At 69.9% G+C, this 18,621-nt stretch carries 18 protein-coding genes and 1 tRNA gene; 10 read left to right on the forward strand and 9 right to left on the reverse strand.

From position 1 onward, the window contains the following. Positions 1-100 precede the first annotated feature (100 nt). The 3 genes from IE272_RS30145 (at position 101) to IE272_RS30155 (ending at position 2,693) form a co-directional block, all read left to right on the forward strand. Positions 101-691, forward strand: coding sequence for a hypothetical protein (locus tag IE272_RS30145; protein WP_190008982.1), 591 nt, complete (start codon positions 101-103; stop codon positions 689-691). Between the two features lie 593 nt (positions 692-1,284). Continuing rightward, complete coding sequence (locus IE272_RS30150; protein WP_190008984.1) at positions 1,285-2,046, forward strand: hypothetical protein; 762 nt, start codon at positions 1,285-1,287, stop codon at positions 2,044-2,046. A gap of 497 nt (positions 2,047-2,543) precedes the next feature. Further along, positions 2,544-2,693, forward strand: a complete 150-nt coding sequence (locus IE272_RS30155) for a hypothetical protein (RefSeq protein WP_157875679.1) — start codon at positions 2,544-2,546, stop codon at positions 2,691-2,693. 116 nt (positions 2,694-2,809) lie between these two features. Here the strand turns inward: IE272_RS30155 and IE272_RS30160 are convergent. The 7 genes from IE272_RS30160 to galU all read right to left on the reverse strand — a co-directional run bounded on the left by IE272_RS30160 (position 2,810) and on the right by galU (position 8,467). Then, positions 2,810-2,883 (reverse strand) — tRNA-Ala (locus tag IE272_RS30160). 98 nt (positions 2,884-2,981) lie between these two features. Then, on the reverse strand, positions 2,982-4,208 hold the full coding sequence (locus IE272_RS30165) for a SepX/GlpR family protein (RefSeq protein WP_057663531.1): 1,227 nt from the start codon (positions 4,206-4,208) through the stop codon (positions 2,982-2,984). A 157-nt stretch (positions 4,209-4,365) separates the two neighbouring features. Continuing rightward, complete coding sequence (locus IE272_RS30170; protein WP_057663533.1) at positions 4,366-4,995, reverse strand: GNAT family N-acetyltransferase; 630 nt, start codon at positions 4,993-4,995, stop codon at positions 4,366-4,368. A 17-nt stretch (positions 4,996-5,012) separates the two neighbouring features. Then, positions 5,013-5,456: a MogA/MoaB family molybdenum cofactor biosynthesis protein gene (locus IE272_RS30175; RefSeq protein ID WP_050359023.1), complete on the reverse strand. Its 444-nt coding sequence runs from the start codon at positions 5,454-5,456 to the stop codon at positions 5,013-5,015. Between the two features lie 191 nt (positions 5,457-5,647). Beyond that, complete coding sequence (moaC, locus tag IE272_RS30180) at positions 5,648-6,148, reverse strand: cyclic pyranopterin monophosphate synthase MoaC (protein ID WP_190008986.1); 501 nt, start codon at positions 6,146-6,148, stop codon at positions 5,648-5,650. 101 nt (positions 6,149-6,249) lie between these two features. Next, positions 6,250-7,560, reverse strand: a complete 1,311-nt coding sequence (gene glp, locus IE272_RS30185; RefSeq protein ID WP_056703524.1) for a molybdotransferase-like divisome protein Glp — start codon at positions 7,558-7,560, stop codon at positions 6,250-6,252. Between the two features lie 4 nt (positions 7,561-7,564). Next, positions 7,565-8,467, reverse strand: a complete 903-nt coding sequence (gene galU / locus IE272_RS30190; protein WP_032792340.1) for a UTP--glucose-1-phosphate uridylyltransferase GalU — start codon at positions 8,465-8,467, stop codon at positions 7,565-7,567. 93 nt (positions 8,468-8,560) lie between these two features. Between galU and IE272_RS30195 the strand changes: the two genes are divergently transcribed. Beyond that, positions 8,561-9,166 (forward strand): 5-formyltetrahydrofolate cyclo-ligase, encoded by a 606-nt coding sequence (locus IE272_RS30195; RefSeq protein WP_050358826.1) that lies wholly within the window; start codon positions 8,561-8,563, stop codon positions 9,164-9,166. Positions 9,167-9,231: 65 nt separating this feature from the next. Here IE272_RS30195 and IE272_RS30200 read toward each other — a convergent pair whose 3' ends face one another. Then, positions 9,232-11,976, reverse strand: a complete 2,745-nt coding sequence (locus IE272_RS30200; protein ID WP_190008989.1) for a penicillin acylase family protein — start codon at positions 11,974-11,976, stop codon at positions 9,232-9,234. A 277-nt stretch (positions 11,977-12,253) separates the two neighbouring features. Here IE272_RS30200 and IE272_RS30205 point away from each other — a divergent pair, with 277 nt between their 5' ends. The 6 genes from IE272_RS30205 to IE272_RS30230 all read left to right on the forward strand — a co-directional run bounded on the left by IE272_RS30205 (position 12,254) and on the right by IE272_RS30230 (position 18,374). After that, positions 12,254-13,855, forward strand: a complete 1,602-nt coding sequence (locus IE272_RS30205; protein WP_229897819.1) for a potassium/proton antiporter — start codon at positions 12,254-12,256, stop codon at positions 13,853-13,855. 343 nt (positions 13,856-14,198) lie between these two features. Beyond that, positions 14,199-15,479: an MFS transporter gene (locus IE272_RS30210; RefSeq protein ID WP_073960728.1), complete on the forward strand. Its 1,281-nt coding sequence runs from the start codon at positions 14,199-14,201 to the stop codon at positions 15,477-15,479. Between the two features lie 66 nt (positions 15,480-15,545). Then, a complete protein-coding gene (locus tag IE272_RS30215; protein ID WP_050358822.1) occupies positions 15,546-15,896 on the forward strand; it encodes an FmdB family zinc ribbon protein in 351 nt (116 codons plus the stop codon). Between the two features lie 102 nt (positions 15,897-15,998). Next, complete coding sequence (locus tag IE272_RS30220; protein WP_050358821.1) at positions 15,999-16,883, forward strand: S-methyl-5'-thioadenosine phosphorylase; 885 nt, start codon at positions 15,999-16,001, stop codon at positions 16,881-16,883. A 190-nt stretch (positions 16,884-17,073) separates the two neighbouring features. Further along, positions 17,074-17,718, forward strand: a complete 645-nt coding sequence (locus IE272_RS30225) for a hypothetical protein (protein ID WP_190008991.1) — start codon at positions 17,074-17,076, stop codon at positions 17,716-17,718. A gap of 113 nt (positions 17,719-17,831) precedes the next feature. After that, positions 17,832-18,374 (forward strand): MscL family protein, encoded by a 543-nt coding sequence (locus tag IE272_RS30230; protein WP_190008993.1) that lies wholly within the window; start codon positions 17,832-17,834, stop codon positions 18,372-18,374. A 16-nt stretch (positions 18,375-18,390) separates the two neighbouring features. Here the strand turns inward: IE272_RS30230 and IE272_RS30235 are convergent, their stop codons facing one another. Beyond that, positions 18,391-18,615, reverse strand: coding sequence for a hypothetical protein (locus IE272_RS30235; RefSeq protein ID WP_050358818.1), 225 nt, complete (start codon positions 18,613-18,615; stop codon positions 18,391-18,393). Positions 18,616-18,621: the final 6 nt, after the last annotated feature.

An 18,621-nucleotide genomic window follows, 5' to 3' on the forward strand; every position in this document is an offset into this window, starting at 1 on the left:
AGACCGCGAGGGCAATTTGACTCTTATGATCTTTGCCTGACAGCTTGCGGGATATCGCAGCTGAATCCCTTACGGTTAGGCCTGCCCCAAAATCTGTTTTTTGGGGTTCCTCAGGGAAGCCATCGGAATCAAGGGGTGCATTGTGTCGTCATATCTCCAGCGCGTAGACCGGGAGGTAGCGACCACCCGCAACCAGGTATCCGCGTGGCGCGAAGAGATCGAGCGGATTCACCAGCGAATCAAGGGCGGCGAGGAACGGCTACACCATCTGGAGATCACACGTCAGACCCTGAGGTCGCTACCTGAGGATGAGGCCACCAGCGATACCCTGGCCCACGCCACTTCAGCCGTCGAGGTTTCGACCGCCCGCCAGGACAGCCGCGGATCCGCCCGCCCGCCGCTCACCATCAGGCCCGGGACACTCTTCGAGCCCGGGGAGCCGACCGACCTCGAGGAGGGCCGCCGCCGCATCCTGGTCGTACTGGCAACGGCGGGACGGGCCTTGAGCGCTCGAGAAATCGCCGCTGCGATCGGCGAGGACGTCTCCACCCCCTCACGAGTGGAGACCACTCGCGCTCGGCTCAAGCGTCTTGCCAGGAGTGGACAAGTTGTTGAGGGCCCTATCGGCTCTTTCGCCATTACCACGGTCAACAGCGCTCCGGCACGCCTGAGGGCGGCCGCTAAGGACTGACATAGGCCCCTCGCTCGCCTACACGGCAAGTGGAGGAAGGGTCGGCACCGCCGCAAGGCCTGGTAACCATCGGCGGTGCCGACGCGCAAGCTCCCAGCAAGGTGGCTTTACGCATCTCCGAGCGTAAACGAGATATTTGACGCCCGGTGAGCGGAGCCACGAAATCGTCATGTCCGATCGATGCGTGATCGAAATTGGACAGATATTGAGGCTTCATGTTCCGTCTCTCCATCAAAAATGACTGCTTGAATGCAGAGCTGCATACCGAATCAGGTCACAGCACGGAAGTCCGGTCGGATTCGCCCAGACGCTCACAAGCTGACCACGCGTCGGCGAGCCTCCGATCCCGCTCCGAACATGCGCAGGTGCTCACCGCGACCGCCACCTGCCTCTCTCTGGAGATTGAGGACAGCCCTCTCACCGGCTGCCTGACCAGCCGCTTCTCCTGGTCCCTAACGCTGAGTCCGCAGGTGTCCGACAAAATCCGCGCGTATCGCCCTCGTCTGCCCTGCGCGCGATGGGCACCGGTCGCTGGTCTGGTACGGGCAACAGTCGCTGCGGCAGCCCCTGCGAACTGTGCACAGGCGCGACGAATGCTGTACGCCGTGGGCCGGTTGGCAGTCTGGGCAGAGCAGGTCCGTCTCGTGCGCGACCCGGCACTCTGGCTGAGGCACGAGATCATCAACGCCTTCATCGCCACGGGCCACGTCGGCCCTGATGACAACATCAGAAGGTTTCGATCCTGCCTGAGACGCGTCAGCAAGACAGTGATCTGGGCTGCCAACGGTGTGCCGCCACTCCCTCGAGCCCCGCTCTCGTACACGGCACCGCCTTACCACATGGGCGAGTTGGCAAAGCTTCGAGCCTGGGCAGAGCAGTTGCCTGACCGAGCCCAGCTGGACGGGCTGGCGCTCTTGGCCATGGGGGCGGGCTGCGGGCTGACTCCGAGCGAGGCCCTCACGATGCGAGGCACCGATGTGGACGCTTCTTCGGGGGTCCCAGTACTGGACGAGAGAGCTCTAGGGCGCCTGGTCGTATGTCACGTCGATTGGGCTGAAACGTTGACCAAACTAGCCAAACTCGCGGGCTCCTCCTACATGTTCAAACCGCAACGTGACCTCAAGAGGCCAACGACGCTGATCTCCTCGTGGATCAGCTGTCATAGCCTGGATGAGAATCTTCCCAAACTTTCCGCGCACCGGCTTCAGGCGACCTGGCTCGCAGGGTTGCTGGCCCAAGGAATCAGCCCGCCCGTGATCGCAGCAGCGGCGGGGATGTCGTCGGCAGCCGCGCTGGCGCCCTACCGTCGTCCGGCCCAGCTTCCCGGAGCAGACGCCATCCGGCTGCGGTACTGACTCGATCGTCAGTAGCTGGACGGCCTTCGGACGGGTGCCGAACAAGAAGCGCGGCTTCTCCACACTGCACTGCTATCGGAGCGGCCCTTACGGTCCGGCTCTTCAGCCGATCACCGCCGGGCAGGGCCGCGAAGGAGGTGAGCAGGCAACGCACCGGGAAACCGCACCCTGGGAATGACGCAATCCCACCAGATCGAAATGACCGGGCAGGAGTCGTCAACTGCACTCGGTGGCAGCCGCATACGGCCCACGGCGCCGCTCACCCGGGCTAACCACAACTACACCGCGGGATGCTACGTAAAGGTGGCGGGCCTCGACGAGCTCCTGCAGCTTGGCCGAGCCCTCCCGGATGCTCGTGGTGGTTCGCTTCCACAGCGTTCGGAAAGGCGGCGAGCAGCCCCCGCCGAGCGCGCATTCCGACCTGGTGGCGGCACTGTCGACCATCGACGCCCAGGCGACGGCCGCCACCATACAGGCGGCCCGCCACAGCGGCGGCGGTGTCTCGGTCGACGACGCACAAGGCCGAAGCAGCCTCCCACGGCTGGCTCGTCGCCCCTTTCTCGGCCGCGGCGCTGGCCGGCGCGGCCGCGCTCCGGCAACGCGGGCCCAACGGCGACACCACCGCCCTCTTCACGGCGAGGGCCTGAACCCGAGAGACCGATCGTCCGAAGCTTGACCGGGAACGCGAAATCCCGCCCAGTTGAATCAACTGGGCGGGATTTCATGAACCACTCTTGAGCTTACTCAAGAACAGTTGCCACTGTGGACCTGTGGGGATTTGAACCCCAGACCCCCTCGATGCGAACGAGGTGCGCTACCAGACTGCGCCACAGGCCCTTGCGACGTGTGAAACTCTAGCACCCTCACGGGGGTGCTTGGAAATCCGTTCCTCCGCTGGTCAGCGGTGCCGGGGTTTCCAGCTCCCACCCGTCGCGTCACTCGTTGGCCGCACGCGGCCGGTCCTCGTCGTCGTACTGGTCGAAGAGCGGGGTCCGGCCCCGGTCGCGGTTGCGACGGGACTGGTTCGTGCGCTGGCGCGGAGCCGGGTCGACCGAGGGGGCCGTCGGGTGCGACGTGCCCGTCTGGCTGGGCTCGGCGGTGCTGGAGCGGGCCGCGCTCCAGGTCTCCGGGTCGCCGACCTCCACACCGCCCGTGGCCCGGGGGGCGACGGGCGCGGTGACATACGTCGGCAGCGGTACGGGAACGGGCTCCCAGCTGTCGCCCTGGACGCGGCCGCGCTCGCGCTGCTGGTCCACCCACTCCGCGTGGTCCGTCTGCTCGACGAGGGCGCGGCGGCCGGCCTCCTGGGGGGAGACCGTGGGCGTCGGCTCCGGCTCCGGGTGGTGCGCTTCGGAGTCGTCGTCGGGCTCGGCGGGGGCGGGGGCCGCGGGCTGGTGCCTGCGGGGGCGGTTCTCGCGCAGTCGCTGTGCCGCGACCTCGGCCCGGCGGCGGTCCATGGTGAAGGCGAACCGGCGGCGTTCCTGGGCGCGCAGATGCACGATGTACGTGCTCAGCAGCACGGCGGGCACGGCGGGCGCCCACAGGAAGCCGAGGCCGCCGACCGCCGCGACGACCGCTCCGAGGGTGAAGGCCAGGAAGAGGACGACGGTGGTCCGCCTGCGCCGCGCGAGGACCTGGGAGCGCTGGGCGCGCCGGGCGCGCTCGGCGTCGGCCGCACCGGAGGGGGGACGCCGACGCGCGGGGGGCACCTGTTCCGCGGGACGCTCTCCGGACCGGCGTTCGTGCGACTGACGGTCCGGCGGCTGATGCCCCGCCCGTCGGTCGTGCGCCTGACGGTCGCGCGCCGTGCGTTCGGAGGCCTGGTGGTCCGGGGCCCGCTCGGGCGCGTGCGCCGGGTCGGTCAGCCTGGCTTCCGTGTGCGCCGGAGGCGCGGCAAAGGCCCGGACGTCCACGGATTCCATACGGTCCGTTTCCCGGTCCGGGTCGACGTCGGGCGTCGCCTCCTCGGCGGTGCGCTCCTGCAGCTCCTTGGCGTACCGGCGCTCCATCGCCGCCCGTCCGGACAGCAGCCGGATGGCGGTGCTGAAGCGTTCCGTCGGACGGGCCTCGTTGAGCTCGTCCTGCCTGCGGAGCCACATCGGTACCAAGTAGGCGGCCCAGGCCCCGACGATGACTGCGTAGATGAGGCCGCTGCTGCTCACGCTCACACCGTAGAGGGGTTTGCGCGGAAGGATCCGCCAATTGGCCCGGTGTGTCGCACGATCCGGCTGATATCACGGACTTTTTTTGTGATTGTTCGGATCAACAGCCGCCGATAGCCCGACCCAATGCGGTCATCCGGCGATCAAATTCGAACACCTATTTCATTTCTCCGGACTGCCCGGGGTCGCTCGGCGACACGGGGCGCGACCGGCGCCAGCGCCTGAGCATCCCCTCGGGCACTTCCTCGGCGGTGAGGGCGAAGATCAGATGGTCGCGCCAGGCGCCGTCGATGTGGAGATAGCGCGGGCGCACGCCCTCCGAACGGAATCCGAGTTTCTCCACGACCCTGCGGCTGGGCCCGTTCTCCGGGCGAATGCAGACCTCGATGCGGTGCAGGCCCACGGCGCGGAAGCAGTGGTCGACGGCGAGCGCCACGGCCGTCGGCATGACCCCGCGCCCGGCGACGCTCCGGTCGACCCAGTAACCGATGTGACCGGAGCACATCGAGCCCCACGTGATCCCCGCGACCGTGAGCTGGCCGACCAGCCGGCCCTCGTACTCGATGGCGAACGGCAGCATCCGACCCGCATTCGCCTCGGCGCGCAGGTGGCGGACCATCTGCCGGTACGTCGGGCGCTGCGCCATCGGACCGCCGGGAGCGGGCGGCGGGACGGTCGCCTCCCAGGGGCGCAGCCAGTCGCGGTTGCGCCGGTTGACCTCGCGCCACATCCGCTGGTCACGCATCTTTATCGGGCGCAGGACGATCTCGCCGTCGGTCAGCGTCACCGGCCAGGTCGCGATGTTCAGCTCGGGCTCCCCGGTCGGGGGTGGTCGCCGCCGCGGAGCTGGTCGACGGCGTGCACCAGGAGCCGGCCGAGGACCGCGAGCCCGTCCTTCACCCCACCGGTGGACCCGGGGAGGTTGACGATCAGGGTGCGGGAGGCGACGCCCGCGAGGCCCCGGGAGAGGGCGGCGGTCGGAACCTTGGCCCGGCCCTCGGCCCGGATCGCCTCCGGGATGCCGGGGATCTCGTGGTCGAGGACGCGACGGGTGGCCTCGGGCGTGGCGTCGGTGGGCGAGATGCCCGTACCGCCGGTGGTGACGATCACGTCGTACCCGGCGGCGACGCCCGCGCGCAGGGCCGCCTCGACCGGGTCGCCGTCGGGGACGACCTGCGGGCCGTCGACCGTGAAGCCGAGGCCGGTCAGCGCTTCGGCGATCAACGGGCCGCCCCGGTCCGCGTACACCCCGGCGGATGCCCGGTTGGAGGCGGTGACGACGAGCGCGGCGTACGAGGAGGTGAGCGCGGCGCCGGTGGGCTCGGCCGCCTTCTGCTCATGGCCGGGGGCTCCGGCCTCGGTCGTCCGCCGTTCGTGGCCGGGCGCGCCCGACTCGGTCGTCCGCCCTTCGTGGCCGAGGGCTCCGGGCCCGGGCGGCGTCACGTGCCCGATCCCTCCGGCGCGGTGCGCCGGTAGTCGCCGGACTTGCCGCCCGACTTCTCCTCGACCCGTACGTCGGTGATGACCGCGCTCTTGTCGACGGCCTTGATCATGTCGACCACCGTGAGCGCCGCCACCGACACCGCGGTCAGGGCCTCCATCTCGACGCCCGTGCGGTCCGCCGTCTTCACGGTGGCCGTGATCTCCACCGCGTCGTCGGCCACGCTCAGGTCGACCTTCACGCCGGAAACGGCCAGCGGATGGCAGAGCGGGATCAGATCCGGGGTGCGCTTGGCCCCCATGATCCCGGCGATCCGGGCGGTGGCGAGGGCGTCTCCCTTGGGGACTCCCTCGCCGCGCAGCAGCTCGATCACGCGCGGCGAGACGAGCACCCGGCCGGTGGCGCGGGCGACGCGGGTGGTGACGTCCTTCGCCGACACGTCGACCATGCGGGCCGCGCCCGCCTCGTCGATGTGCGTCAGCCTGTTCTGCGTACTCAACTCACTCCGCCTAGCGGTAGGGGCGCCGTTGGGCCTCGGGGAACCGGAGGGTATCCCCCGGAAGGCACGGCGGCAGATACCGTACCGCCACCGGGCGGCGGTCAGCCGAGCAGGACCACGTCCGTCTCCGTGCCGGGCTCGACCGAGGTCACGTCCTCGGGCACCACGATCAGCACATCCGCCTGCGCGAGCGCGGCGATCAGATGCGAACCGGAACCGCCGACCGGAGTGACCGTGCCCGCCTCCGCGTCGTAGCGGCCGCGCAGGAACTGACGGCGGCCGTCCGGCGACGTGAGCGCCTTTTCGGCACTCAGCCGGGCGCGGGCCGTGGGGCGGTGCACGTCGGTGAGGCCCATCAGGGCACGGATGGCGGGGCGGACGAACAGCTCGAAGGAGACGTAACTGGAGACCGGATTGCCCGGCAGGGCCAGCAGCGGGGTGTGGTCCGGGCCGATCGAGCCGAAGCCCTGCGGCTTGCCGGGCTGCATGGCGAGCTTGCGGAACTCGACCCCGCCGCCCGGCTCGTCCTCGTCCCCGACGGAGGACAGCGCCTCCTTGACCACGTCGTACGCGCCGACGCTGACACCCCCCGTGGTGACGACGATGTCCGCGCGGATCAGCTGGTCCTCGATCGTGGCGCGCAGCGTCTCGGCGTCGTCGGCCACCGCGCCGACCCGGTAGGCGATGGCTCCGGCGTCCCGGGCCGCGGCCGTCAGCGCGAAGCTGTTGGAGTCGTAGATCTGGCCGCCGGTCAGCTGCTCGCCGGGCTGGACCAGTTCGCTGCCGGTGGACAGGACGACCACGCGGGGGCGGGGCCGTACGACCACGGTGGCGCAGCCGATCGCCGCGAGCAGCCCGATCTGCGGCGGGCCGACGACCGACCCGGCGGCCAGGGCCAGGTCGCCCGGCTTGACGTCGCTGCCGCGCTCGCGCACATGCGCGCCGGCCACGACGGGCCGGTGCACCCTGACCTCGCCGGTGGCGTCCTCGGGCGCGTCGCTGTGGGCGCGCATGGCGGCGGCCGGACCCTCGCCCGTGCCGCCGTCGGTCCACTCGACCGGGACCACGGCCTCTGCGCCGGCGGGCAGCGGCGCGCCCGTCATGATGCGGGCGGCCTGTCCCGGTCCCACGACCTGATCGTCGGCGAGCCCCGCACTGCCCGCGGCGACGTCGCCGATGACGGTGAGGACCGCGGGGAACTCCTCGCTGGCGCCCTCGACATCGGCGATCCGGACCGCGTAACCGTCCATGGAGCTGTTGTCGAACGGCGGCAGCGCCACCTCGACGACGACGTCCTTGACGAGAACGCAGCCCTGGGCGTCCGGCAGCTGCAGCTCGATGGGCTCCAGCGGCCTCACCGAGGCGAGGATGTCGTCCAGGTGCTCGTCCACCGACCAGATCGTGCGGCTCACGGGGTTACATCTCCTCAGCGACGTACTTGCGCAGCCAGGTCCGGAAGTCCGGCCCCAGGTCTTCACGTTCGCACGCCAGTCTGACAATGGCGCGCAGATAGTCGCTGCGGTCGCCGGTGTCATAGCGGCGGCCCTTGAAGACGACGCCGTGCACGGGGCCGCCGATCTTCTCGTCCGCGGCGAGCAGCTGAAGCGCGTCGGTGAGCTGGATCTCGCCGCCGCGGCCCGGCTCGGTGTGTCGCAGTATTTCGAAGACAGCGGGGTCCAGGACGTATCGGCCGATGATGGCGAGGTTGCTGGGGGCGTCGGCCGGGTCCGGCTTCTCGACCAGGTCGGTGATGCGGACCACGTCGCCGTCGACGGTGGCGTCCGCGGCGGCGCAGCCGTAGAGGTGGACCTGCGAGGGGTCGACCTCCATCAGCGCGATGACGCTGCCGCCCTCACGCTCCTGGACCTCGACCATCCGGGCCAGCAGCGCGTCGCGCGGGTCGATCAGGTCGTCGCCGAGCAGCACCGCGAAGGGCTGGTCGCCCACGTGCGGGGCGGCGCACAGCACGGCGTGCCCGAGGCCGCGGGGGTCGCCCTGGCGTACGTAGTGCATGGTGGCCAGGTCGCTGGACTCCTGGACCTTGGCGAGGCGTTCGGCGTCGCCCTTGCGGGTGAGCGCGGATTCCAGCTCGTAGTTGCGGTCGAAGTGGTCCTCGAGCGGTCGCTTGTTGCGGCCGGTGATCATCAGCACGTCGGAGAGGCCCGCCGCCACGGCTTCTTCGACGACATACTGGATGGCCGGCTTGTCGACGACAGGCAGCATCTCTTTGGGAGTGGCCTTCGTAGCGGGCAGGAACCGGGTGCCGAGACCTGCTGCCGGGATGACGGCCTTGCTGATCCTGGGGTGCGACTGAGTCATGTGCAGACCTTAGCGGCTACACACGGCCGGAAGCTGATATTCCGGTTAACTTCGTCCTTAAATATGCCCATACGAGAATCGTGCGAGTCACCATTGAACACCGACAAGTCCGGAAAGGCGTCCGCGAAGAGCTCCCTGCGGCGCGAACTGCTCGCCGCGCGGGCCCTCCTGACGAAGGAGGACGCCGCCCGGACCGCCGCGGTTCTGGCCGAGGCCGCCCTGTGCCTGCCCGAACTGGCCGACGCCCGTACGGTCGCCGCGTACGTCTCCGTGGGGCGCGAACCGGGCACCCGTGCCCTCCTGGAAGCGCTGCGCGGGCGTGGCGTGCGGGTGCTGCTGCCGGTCCTCCTCGCCGACAACGACCTGGACTGGGCGGCCTACGAGGGCCCGGAGCACCTGCTCCCGGCCGGGCGGGGGCTCCTTGAGCCGGACGGCCCGCGTCTGGGCCCCGCCGCCGTCCTGGACGCCGACGCGGTGCTGCTGCCCGGCCTCGCGGTGGACGGGGCCGGGATGCGGCTGGGGCGGGGCGGCGGCAGCTACGACCGGGTGCTGGCCCGGCTGACGGCCGCCGGGGCGCACCCTTCGCTCGTCGTGCTGCTGTACGACGACGAGGTGGTCGCGCGGGTCCCCTCGGAACCGCACGACCACCCCGTGGACGCGGTGGTCACACCGGCCGGAGCACGGCGCTTCGCTTCATGAGTCGCCCTCCACACCGAAGCCCCCTTGTGGCTCACGCGTGAGCTACAAGGGGGCTTCGGTAAGCCCTACGGTTTCAGCGTCAGCGTGTCGACGGTGGACGCGTCGACCGCTTCCTTCCCGAAGGACCAGTCGAGCAGCTCACCGTCGACCCACTTGTCGGTCTGGTCGGTGTAGTGCGCGTTGAAGGCGTGTCCGGAGGCTCCGCTGAGGTTGATCCAGCGGGACTTGTCCCAGTCCCCCACGTTGACGACCATCCGCATCGACGGCACCCAGACGACGTCGTAGCCGCCGGCCGCGTTCCAGCCGGTGGCGTTGACGGCCGCTTCGCCGCCGCCGAGGTTCCAGGGGCCACGGTTGAGCGCCCGCTGGAGCAGGCCGGGACCTTCGGTGCCGAGCGTCTGGTTCTTCAGCGTGAGCCGGTGCAGCCGGCCCCAGCTCCAGGTGGAGATGTTCTTGCCGAGCTTGGAGGTCAGCTCCCAGCGGGCGTCCTCCATCGCCCGGGCGAACAAGTCGTCCCGGCTCTCCAGGGCGTCCTCGCGGCCCCGGGCGGGCGCCTTCCACCACTCGTTGTCCTGGTCGTCCACGATGCCGCGGACCACCTGGAACCAGCGGTCGCCGCCGTCCGGCTGCGCGGTGTCGCCATCGCGCTGGCCGCACTCGCGGACGAGCTTCTTCTGCTGGTCGGCCGGGCCGCTGTTCTTGGCCGGCGGCACGTTGAGGCAGTCGCCCTCGACCCGCATCTCCTTGGGGAGCTTGTTGCCGAAGGCGAGCTTCAGGATGTTGCGCCAGACGCCGTTGAAGTACGCGGCGGCGGCCGAGTCGGGCTCCTGGGTGTAGTCCCAGCCCTCCAGCAGCTTCTGGGCCTCGCGGACGCTCGGGTCGGAGATGTTGATCTTCTTCAGCTCGGGCACCAGCAGCGCGGCGATCTCGCTGAAGTTGTCCATCTGCATCTTCTGCATGTCATCGGTCGAGACCTTCTCGCCGCCCTTGATCTTCTGGGTCAGGAGGTCGTTGATCCGCTGACTGCGGGCGCCGTAGCCCCAGTCCTTGGTCAGGAGGTGGGGGTACTTCTTCTCGTCGATGACGGCCTGGTTGGCGGTGACGATGAAGCCGCGGTCCGGGTTGTACTCGTAGGGCAGCTCGTCGAAGGGGATGTATCCCTTCCACGCGTACTTCGGGTCCCAGCCCGGGGCCGGCGCCGTTCCGTCGTAGCCCTCGGAGCGGACCGGGATCTTGCCGGGGGCCTGGTAGCCGATGTTGCCGTCGGTGTCGGCGTAGATGAGGTTCTGCGAGGGGACCTCGAAGTACTCGGCGGCCTTCCGGAAGGTGGTGAAGTCCTTGGCCCGGTTGAGCGCGAAGACGGCGTCCATCGACTTGCCGGGCTCCAGCGCGGTCCACTTCAGCGCCACCGCGTAGCCGTCGGCCCGGTCGGGGGCCGCGTTGCTGACGGGGGCCTTCTGGCCGACCTTGTCGAGTTCCTTGCTGCGGTCGGAGACCAGGGGGCCGTTGTTCGTCTCGCGGACGGTGATGGTCCGGTCCCTGCCGCCGGCGACCTTGATGGTCTCCTCGCGGGTCTTGAAGGACTTGGTCCTGCCGTCGTACAGGTAGCCGTCGCCGGAGACCTTCTCCAGGAAGAGGTCGGTGACGTCGGCGCCCAGGTTGGTGAGGCCCCAGGCGATGTCCTGGTTGTGGCCGATGATCACACCGGGCATGCCGGAGAACGTGTAGCCGGCCGTGTCGTACTGGCAGGTCTTGGAGAGCTCCCGGCAGTGCAGGCCCATCTGGTACCAGAGGGAGGGCAGCATCGGCGCGAGGTGCGGGTCGTTCGCGAGCAGCGCCTTGCCGGAGGTCGTGTGCTCTCCGGAGACGACCCAGGAGTTCGAGCCGATGCCGTTGCCGTTCGGGCCGAGCAGCGCCGGGATCTCGTCGAGAGTGTCCGAGAGGGCGGACATCTGGGTGTTCAGGCCATCGGTGGCACCCTCGGGGGTCGACGATCCGATGCTGTCCGACGGGGTCGCCTCGGGGTCGAACTTCCCGGTGACCGGGGAGATCGCACCCTGCTCGACGATCGGCTTGTGCTGCTTGTACGGGTAGCCGGGGTACAGGTCCTCGATCTGGTCCTTGTCGAGGCGGCTGGTCAGCAGCGAACGGTCGATCTCGTCCTGCATGTTGCCGCGCAGGTCCCAGGCCATCGCCTTCAGCCACGCGACCGAGTCGACCGGGGTCCACTCGCCGGGCTTGTAGTCGTTGGTCAGCCCCAGCGCCGCGTACTCGACCGAGATGTCCCGGCCTTCCTTGCCCTTCAGATACGCGTTGACGCCCTCCGCGTACGACTGGAGGTTCTTCTTGGTGCTCCCGTCCAGAACCTCGTCGTACTCCTTCTGCGCCACCTGCCGCCAGCCGAGCGTGCGCAGGAAGGAATCGGTCTCCACCTGTCCGGAACCGAACATCTCGGAGAGCCGACCGGACGTCATGTGCCGCCGGACGTCCATCTCCCAGAAGCGGTCCTGGGCCTGGACGAAGCCCTGGGCGCGGAAGAGGTCGGCGTCGGAGTCCGCGTAGATCTGCGGGATTCCGTAGGAGTCGCGTTTGACCTCGACGTCGCCGGAAAGGCCGTCGAGAGTCATCGATCCGGTGGTCTGCGGGTACGAGGCCCGCACGGTGGATACGGACCAGTACGCCCCGTATCCGACACCCGCGACGAGCGCCAGCACCAGGACGAGCACGATCAGGCGGGCGCGTCGCCCCTTCTTCCTGCCGGGCTTCTTCGCGTCGGAAGGGCCGGAAGAGGCGGTTGTGTTGGCGGGCATCGCTGTCCTTCGAGGGGCAGGGTGGTCCTGGGAGTGCAGGAGCAACCATAGGCGCAGCGGAGAAGCCACTCGGACGCGGTATGGGGATGCATCCATTTGCGTCTTCCTCGTACGAACACTCGAACCCGTCAAGAAATCGTTAAAGATTAGGTAAGGTAACGAAGTAACTGGCTGCCGGAGGACGATCCGGCAGGCGCACGCAGGGAAGGAACGGACCCTGACTGTCCACGCGCTCAACGAACTCCTGCTCGTCTGCTCGCTCGTCCTGCTCGTCGCCGTGGCGGCGGTGCGGATCTCCTCGCGCAGCGGACTCCCCAGCCTGCTCCTGTATCTCGGCATCGGGATCGCCCTGGGGCAGGACGGCATCTTCGACGTCAAGTTCGACAACGCCGAGCTGACGCAGGTGTTCGGCTACGCCGCACTGGTCGTCATCCTGGCCGAGGGCGGACTCGGGGCGAAGTGGAAAGAAGTCAGACCCGTCCTGCCCGCGGCCGCGGTGATCTCGACCGTCGGCGTCGGCATCAGCGTGGGCATCACCGCCGCCGCCGCGCACTACCTGGTCGGGCTGGACTGGCGCCAGGCCCTCATCATCGGCGCGGTCGTCTCCTCGACCGACGCGGCGGCCGTCTTCTCCGTGCTGCGCAGGGTTCCCCTGCCGCCCCGGATCACCGGGGTCCTGGAAGCCGAATCGGGCTTCAACGACGCTCCCGTCGTCATCATGGTCGTCGCGTTCTCCGCGGCCGGCCCGGTGGAGCACTGGTACATCCTGGTCGCGGAGATCGCCATGGAGCTGGCCATCGGCGCCGCGATCGGCATCGCGGTGGGCTGGCTGGGGTCCCTGGGGCTGCGGCACGTGGCGCTTCCCGCCTCCGGCCTCTACCCGATCGCCGTGATGGCCATCGCCGTCTCCGCGTACGCGGCGGGCGCCATGGCCCACGGCAGCGGGTTCCTCGCTGTCTATCTGGCCGCGATGATCCTCGGCAACTCCAAGCTGCCGCACTGGCCCGCCACCCGGGGCTTCGCCGACGGGCTCGGCTGGCTGGCCCAGATCGGCATGTTCGTGCTGCTCGGTCTGCTGGTCACCCCGCACGACCTGGTCGACGACTTCTGGCCCGCCATCGTCGTGGGCCTGGTGCTGACCATGGTGGCGCGGCCCCTGTCGGTCTTCCTGAGTCTCGCGCCGTTCCGGCTGCCCGCCCGCGAGAAGGTCCTGATGTCCTGGGCCGGGCTGCGCGGAGCCGTGCCCATCGTCCTGGCGACCATTCCGATGGTGTCCGGGGTGGAGGGCAGTACGAGAATCTTCAACATCGTCTTCGTCCTGGTCATCGTCTACACCCTGATCCAGGGCCCGACGCTGCCCTGGGTCGCGAACAAGCTGAACATCGCCGACGATCCGGCCGAGGCCGCGGACCTGGGCATCGAGTCGGCCCCGCTGGAACGGCTGCGCGGACACCTGCTGTCGGTCGCCATCCCGACGAAGTCCAAGATGCACGGCGTCGAGGTCGGCGAGCTCCGGCTCCCGGCCGGCGCCGCGGTCACGCTCGTGGTCCGGGAGGGGAAGAGCTTCGTGCCGTCCCCGGCGACGGTGCTGCGGCGCGGGGACGAGCTGCTGGTGGTGGCCACCGATCCGGTGCGCGACAGGGCGGAGGAACGACTGCGGGCGGTCGGCGAGGGCGGCAAACTGGCTGGCTGGCTGGGCACGGGCAGATCCCCCGCTTCCGGCGCACCCGGCATGGTGGGACCCCACGGCGGTTCCGCCATCCCCCAGGCGATGAAGCTGGCCAAGAAGCTCGGCGGTGCCAATACCGGCGCCGGCACCAGTGCCAACGGAAGCGGAAGTGCAAACGGAAGCGGAAGCGGCACGAAGACCGGTCTCTGAGACTCCTGAGACTCCCTGAGGTGACGCCCCAGGCGACTGCCCCCGGACGCGTCGCAGATCACAGGTCTAAACGGAAGTCCTGTGCGCAATCACAGGCGCACAGGACTTCCTGCCTGTAGCATGAAGGTAAACCTGATCGACCAACTCTGTCTGAAGCAGAGCTGGCGCGACCGTATGGCGGTCGTGGTGTCTCTTCGCCCGGCGTTTCTTCGCCGCTTGCAGCGAGTCGCCCGGCATCTACCGCAGTTCCGCGCGAAGAGGACAGCTCTCGGCCGCTTCCGTCCGGCCCGCCCCACAAGGGCGCCGGGAAGCAGGGCTACCAGGCGGCAGAAAGGCAAGGACCGTGGCAACCACGGTCTCCGACCGCCCCGGATACGGGCAACTGCTGCGCACCCCCGGTGCGTGGACCTTCCTCCTCCCGGGCTTCGCCGCACGGCAGCCCTTCGCGATGCTCACCATCGGCATCGTCCTCCTCGTGCAGCACACGACCGGCTCGTACGGCAGCGCGGGCGCCGTCGCGGCGGTCTCCGGCGTCGCCATGGCGCTGTTCGCCCCGCAGAGCGGCAAGCTCGCCGACCGCTTCGGTCAGCGCGCCGTCCTGCTGCCGGGGGTCCTCCTCCACGCCGCCTCCGTGAGCGCCCTGACCGTACTGGCGCTGGCGGACGCCCCCCTGTGGGCGCTGTTCGTCGCCGCCGTGCCGACCGGCGCCTCGATCCCGCAGATCGGCCCCATGGTGCGGGCCCGCTGGGCCGCGATGCTGGGGGCGACCCCCGACCGGCCCGCCTCTCCGCTGATGTCCACCGCGGCCGCGTTCGAGTCGGTGACGGACGAGTTCACGTTCGTCCTCGGCCCGGTGATCGCCACCGCGCTGTGCACCGGCGTGCACCCGGCGGCCGGACTGATCACGGAAGCCGCTCTGACGCTGGTCGGCGGCCTGTTCTTCGCCGCGCAGCGCGCCACCCAGCCCGCCCCTCGCAACGCGGCCACCGCTGCCGAACCGCACGCCTCGGCGCTCTCCGTGCCGGGAGTACGCGTCCTGGCCGTCGCCTTCCTGGGCATCGGCGCGGTCTTCGGCGGGATGCAGGTCTCGCTGACCGCGTTCTCCGAGGAGATCGGCCACCCCGGGGTGAACGGTGTCCTCTACGGGATCTTCGCGGCGGGCAACATGCTGGCCGGCATCGCCTGCGGAGCCATCGCCTGGAAGAGCAGCCCGCGCCGCCGGCTGGTCGTCGGGTACGTGGCGCTGACCCTGACCGCGTCCGGCCTGTGGGCCGTGCACTCGGTGCCGCTGCTGGCCGGGCTCGGCCTGCTGGTCGGCCTCTGCATCGCTCCGGCGCTGATCAGCGGCTACACCCTGGTCGAAGCGCTGGTGCCCGCCACCGCCCGCACCGAGGCCTTCACCTGGCTGACGGGCGCCGTGGCGCTCGGACAGGCGGCGGCCGTGACCGTGGCGGGGCAACTCGCCGACGCCCATGGTGCGAGCACCGGTTTCCTGGTGCCTCTGGTCGGAACCGCGCTGGCCCTGATGACCCTGCTGGCCCTGCGTTCGCGGCTGAATCCGAAGTCCTCGGGACGCACCGTGGCACGTGGGATCGGTCACCGCGAGCCGGTCACGGTGGACTGATTCAACGGAATACGTCAGTATGGACCGTCGTTAGCACTCATTGAGTGAGAGTGCCAGGAGGAGCAAGTGCCGACCTATCAGTACCAGTGCACCGAGTGCGGCGAGGGCCTCGAGGCGGTGCAGAAGTTCACCGATGACGCCCTGACCGTGTGCCCGAGCTGCGACGGACGCCTCAAGAAGGTGTTCTCCGCGGTCGGCATCGTCTTCAAGGGTTCCGGTTTCTACCGGAACGACAGCCGCGGCTCCTCGTCGAGCAGCACGCCGGCGTCGACGGCCGCGAAGTCGTCCGACTCCGCGTCGTCCTCGTCGTCGGGTTCGGACACGAAGGCGAGCGCATCGTCGTCGTCCTCTTCGTCCGCCTCCTCCTCGTCGTCGGCCTCCGCGCCGGCCTCGTCGAGCGGTACGTCGGCCGCCTAGCCCACGTACGCCCCACCTGCTTTTCGACCGGACCCCGCCGAGGCCACTCGGCGGGGTCCGGCCGTTCGTCGTGGGAAACGCTCCTCCGGATACGGTGACCGCATGGCGAACGCACTTGACGCAACGGGCTCCGGTACGGGTACGGCGGGTACCGGGAGTTCCGCGGAGATCGGTGTCATCGGCGGCTCGGGCTTCTACTCCTTCCTGGAGGACGTCACCGAGGTCTCCGTGGACACCCCTTACGGGAAGCCGAGCGACTCGGTCTTCCTCGGCGAGCTCGGCGGCCGGCGGGTGGCCTTCCTGCCCCGCCACGGACGCGGCCACCACCTGCCGCCGCACCGCATCAACTACCGGGCCAACCTGTGGGCGCTCCGCTCCGTCGGGGTCCGGCAGGTGCTCGGCCCGTGTGCGGTGGGCGGGCTGCGGCCGGAGTACGGGCCGGGCACCCTGCTCGTCCCCGATCAGCTGGTGGACCGCACCAAGGCCCGCGTGCAGACCTTTTACGACGGTGAGACCCGGGCCGACGGCACCGTGCCGAACGTCGTCCACCTGGGCTTCGCCGACCCGTACTGCCCCGAGGGGCGCAAGGCCGCGCTCGCCGCGGCTCGCGGACGCGACTGGGAGCCGGTGGACGGCGGCACCCTGGTGGTCGTCGAGGGCCCCCGCTTCTCGACCCGTGCGGAATCGCGCTGGCACGCGGCGATGGGCTGGTCGGTCGTGGGCATGACCGGACACCCCGAAGCGGTCCTCGCCCGTGAGCTGGGCCTCTGCTACACGACGATGACCCTGGTGACCGATCTGGACGCGGGGGCCGAGGCGGGCGAGGGCGTCTCGCACGAGGAGGTGCTCCAGGTGTTCGCGGCCAACGTGGACCGGCTGCGCTCGGTGCTGTTCGACGCGGTGGCCGGGCTGCCGAAGAACGAGAACCGCAACTGCACGTGCGCCCACGCCCTGGACGGGATCGACACGGGGATCGCCCTGCCGTAGCGGGGATCGCCGCTGCTTCGACAGGGCGGTCGTCGCCGGAACGGGTGACGGAGTTATCCCCAGTGCGGGGGCTGTCCACAGGGCTCAGCGGGATCTGCGCGGACGGTGGAAAGTGAGGGGAGTTCGGCCGGATCAACCGGTCCGGGCTCCCCTTTCCCTTGCCCTAGTCCGCCCGAATCCAGGTGGTGCCATGTCCACGCACACGTCCCCATCCCCGTCCCCGTCCCCGCCCCGGTCTCTGTCCCGGTGCGCTTCTCCGCCTCCCGCTCCGGTGCCCGCGCCCTGCGGGGTCGGGCCGTTCGGACCCCTGCGTGTGCGGGGCGGTGGCGCGGACAGGCTGCGCCGGATGCTGCGCCGACAGCGGCGGGCGGCGGCCGCGGGGCTCGCGCTGGCGGGTGCCGCGCTGGCCACCACGGGCCTGAGCGGCACCGACGGAGAGGCCCGCCCACCGGATGCTCCGCCGGGGGCCGGCCGGCCTTCCGTGCGGCTGGTCTCCGCGCCGGTCAGGATCGCGGACCCGGAGACGGTGCGACTGCTGCGCCCGGGAGACCGGGTCGATGTGATCGCGGTCGATGACGCCGACGACGAAGCGCGTGTGGTGGCGCGAGGGGTGCGCGTGGCGAAGGTGCCGTACCCAGGCTCGGGACCCGGCGGTCACGCGGCGGACGTTTCCGGCGCCGGGGCGGACGGTACGGGCGGGGCGGATGACATCGGAGGAGCGGGGGCGGAGGACGGGGCGCTGGTGGTGTTGTCCGTGGAGCGGTCGACGGCCACGGCGCTGCTCGGCGCGGGTGCTTCGGGGCGGCTGGCCGTGGCGGTGTCCGATGCGAACTGACGTCGCCTCACGTCACCCGTGGGAATTAGCGGGTTGGACAGTGTTGCCTTCTCCCGCCTTAGGTGGCGGAGCAGTTCGCTCCCCTCACCGCCCATGCGAAAGAAGGCTCACCTGTGAGCGAGAAGAAGGTCAGTCTGCTGGAGGGCTTCAAAGCCTTCCTGACGCGCGGCAATGTGATCGACCTCGCGGTGGCTGTCGTCATCGGCGCAGCGTTCACCAACATCGTGAACGCTGTCGTCAAGGGCGTCATCAACCCCCTGGTCGGTGCGTTCGGCACCCAGGACCTGGACAACTACAGCTCCTGCCTCCAGGGCCCCTGCACCACCGACCCGAAGACCGGGGAGATGGACGGCATCGAGATCCTGTGGGGCTCGGTGCTCAGCGCCGCCCTCAGCTTCCTGATCACCGCCGCCGTCGTGTACTTCCTGATGGTGTTGCCGATGGCCAAGTACCTGGCCAGGCGGGCGGCGTCGCAGGCCGCCAAGGAAGGCGTACGGGAGACGCTGGAGGTGAGCGAGCTGGAGGTGCTGAAGGAGATCCGCGACGCCCTCGTGGCGCAGCGCACCGGCGGGGTGCCCGGCTCCGCCGGGCCGGGCTCGGGCGAGGGCCCGGGCGCGGCGGGCGGGGAAGCCGCGGGTCCGCGCGCGGACCGGTAGCCCTCCGGGCTCTTGCTCAGATGTGGTGGGGCGGCTTCTCGTCCAGGAAGCGCGCGAGGTCCGCCGCGCTGCCGCCGGAGAGCGGCCGCTCACCCCACCCCTGGTCCGTATCGTCCGCGGACTGCCGGTCCAGCGGATCGTCGAAGACCAGAACCGGCTTGGGCTTCGGTTCCTCGTGCTGCTGCTCCTGTGGCTGCTGCTGCTTCGCATCGCGCGGGCTGGGGGCGGGGGCGGCGCTCATGCCTCC

Source organism: Streptomyces anulatus (assembly GCF_014650675.1).
Lineage (GTDB): Bacteria > Actinomycetota > Actinomycetes > Streptomycetales > Streptomycetaceae > Streptomyces > Streptomyces anulatus.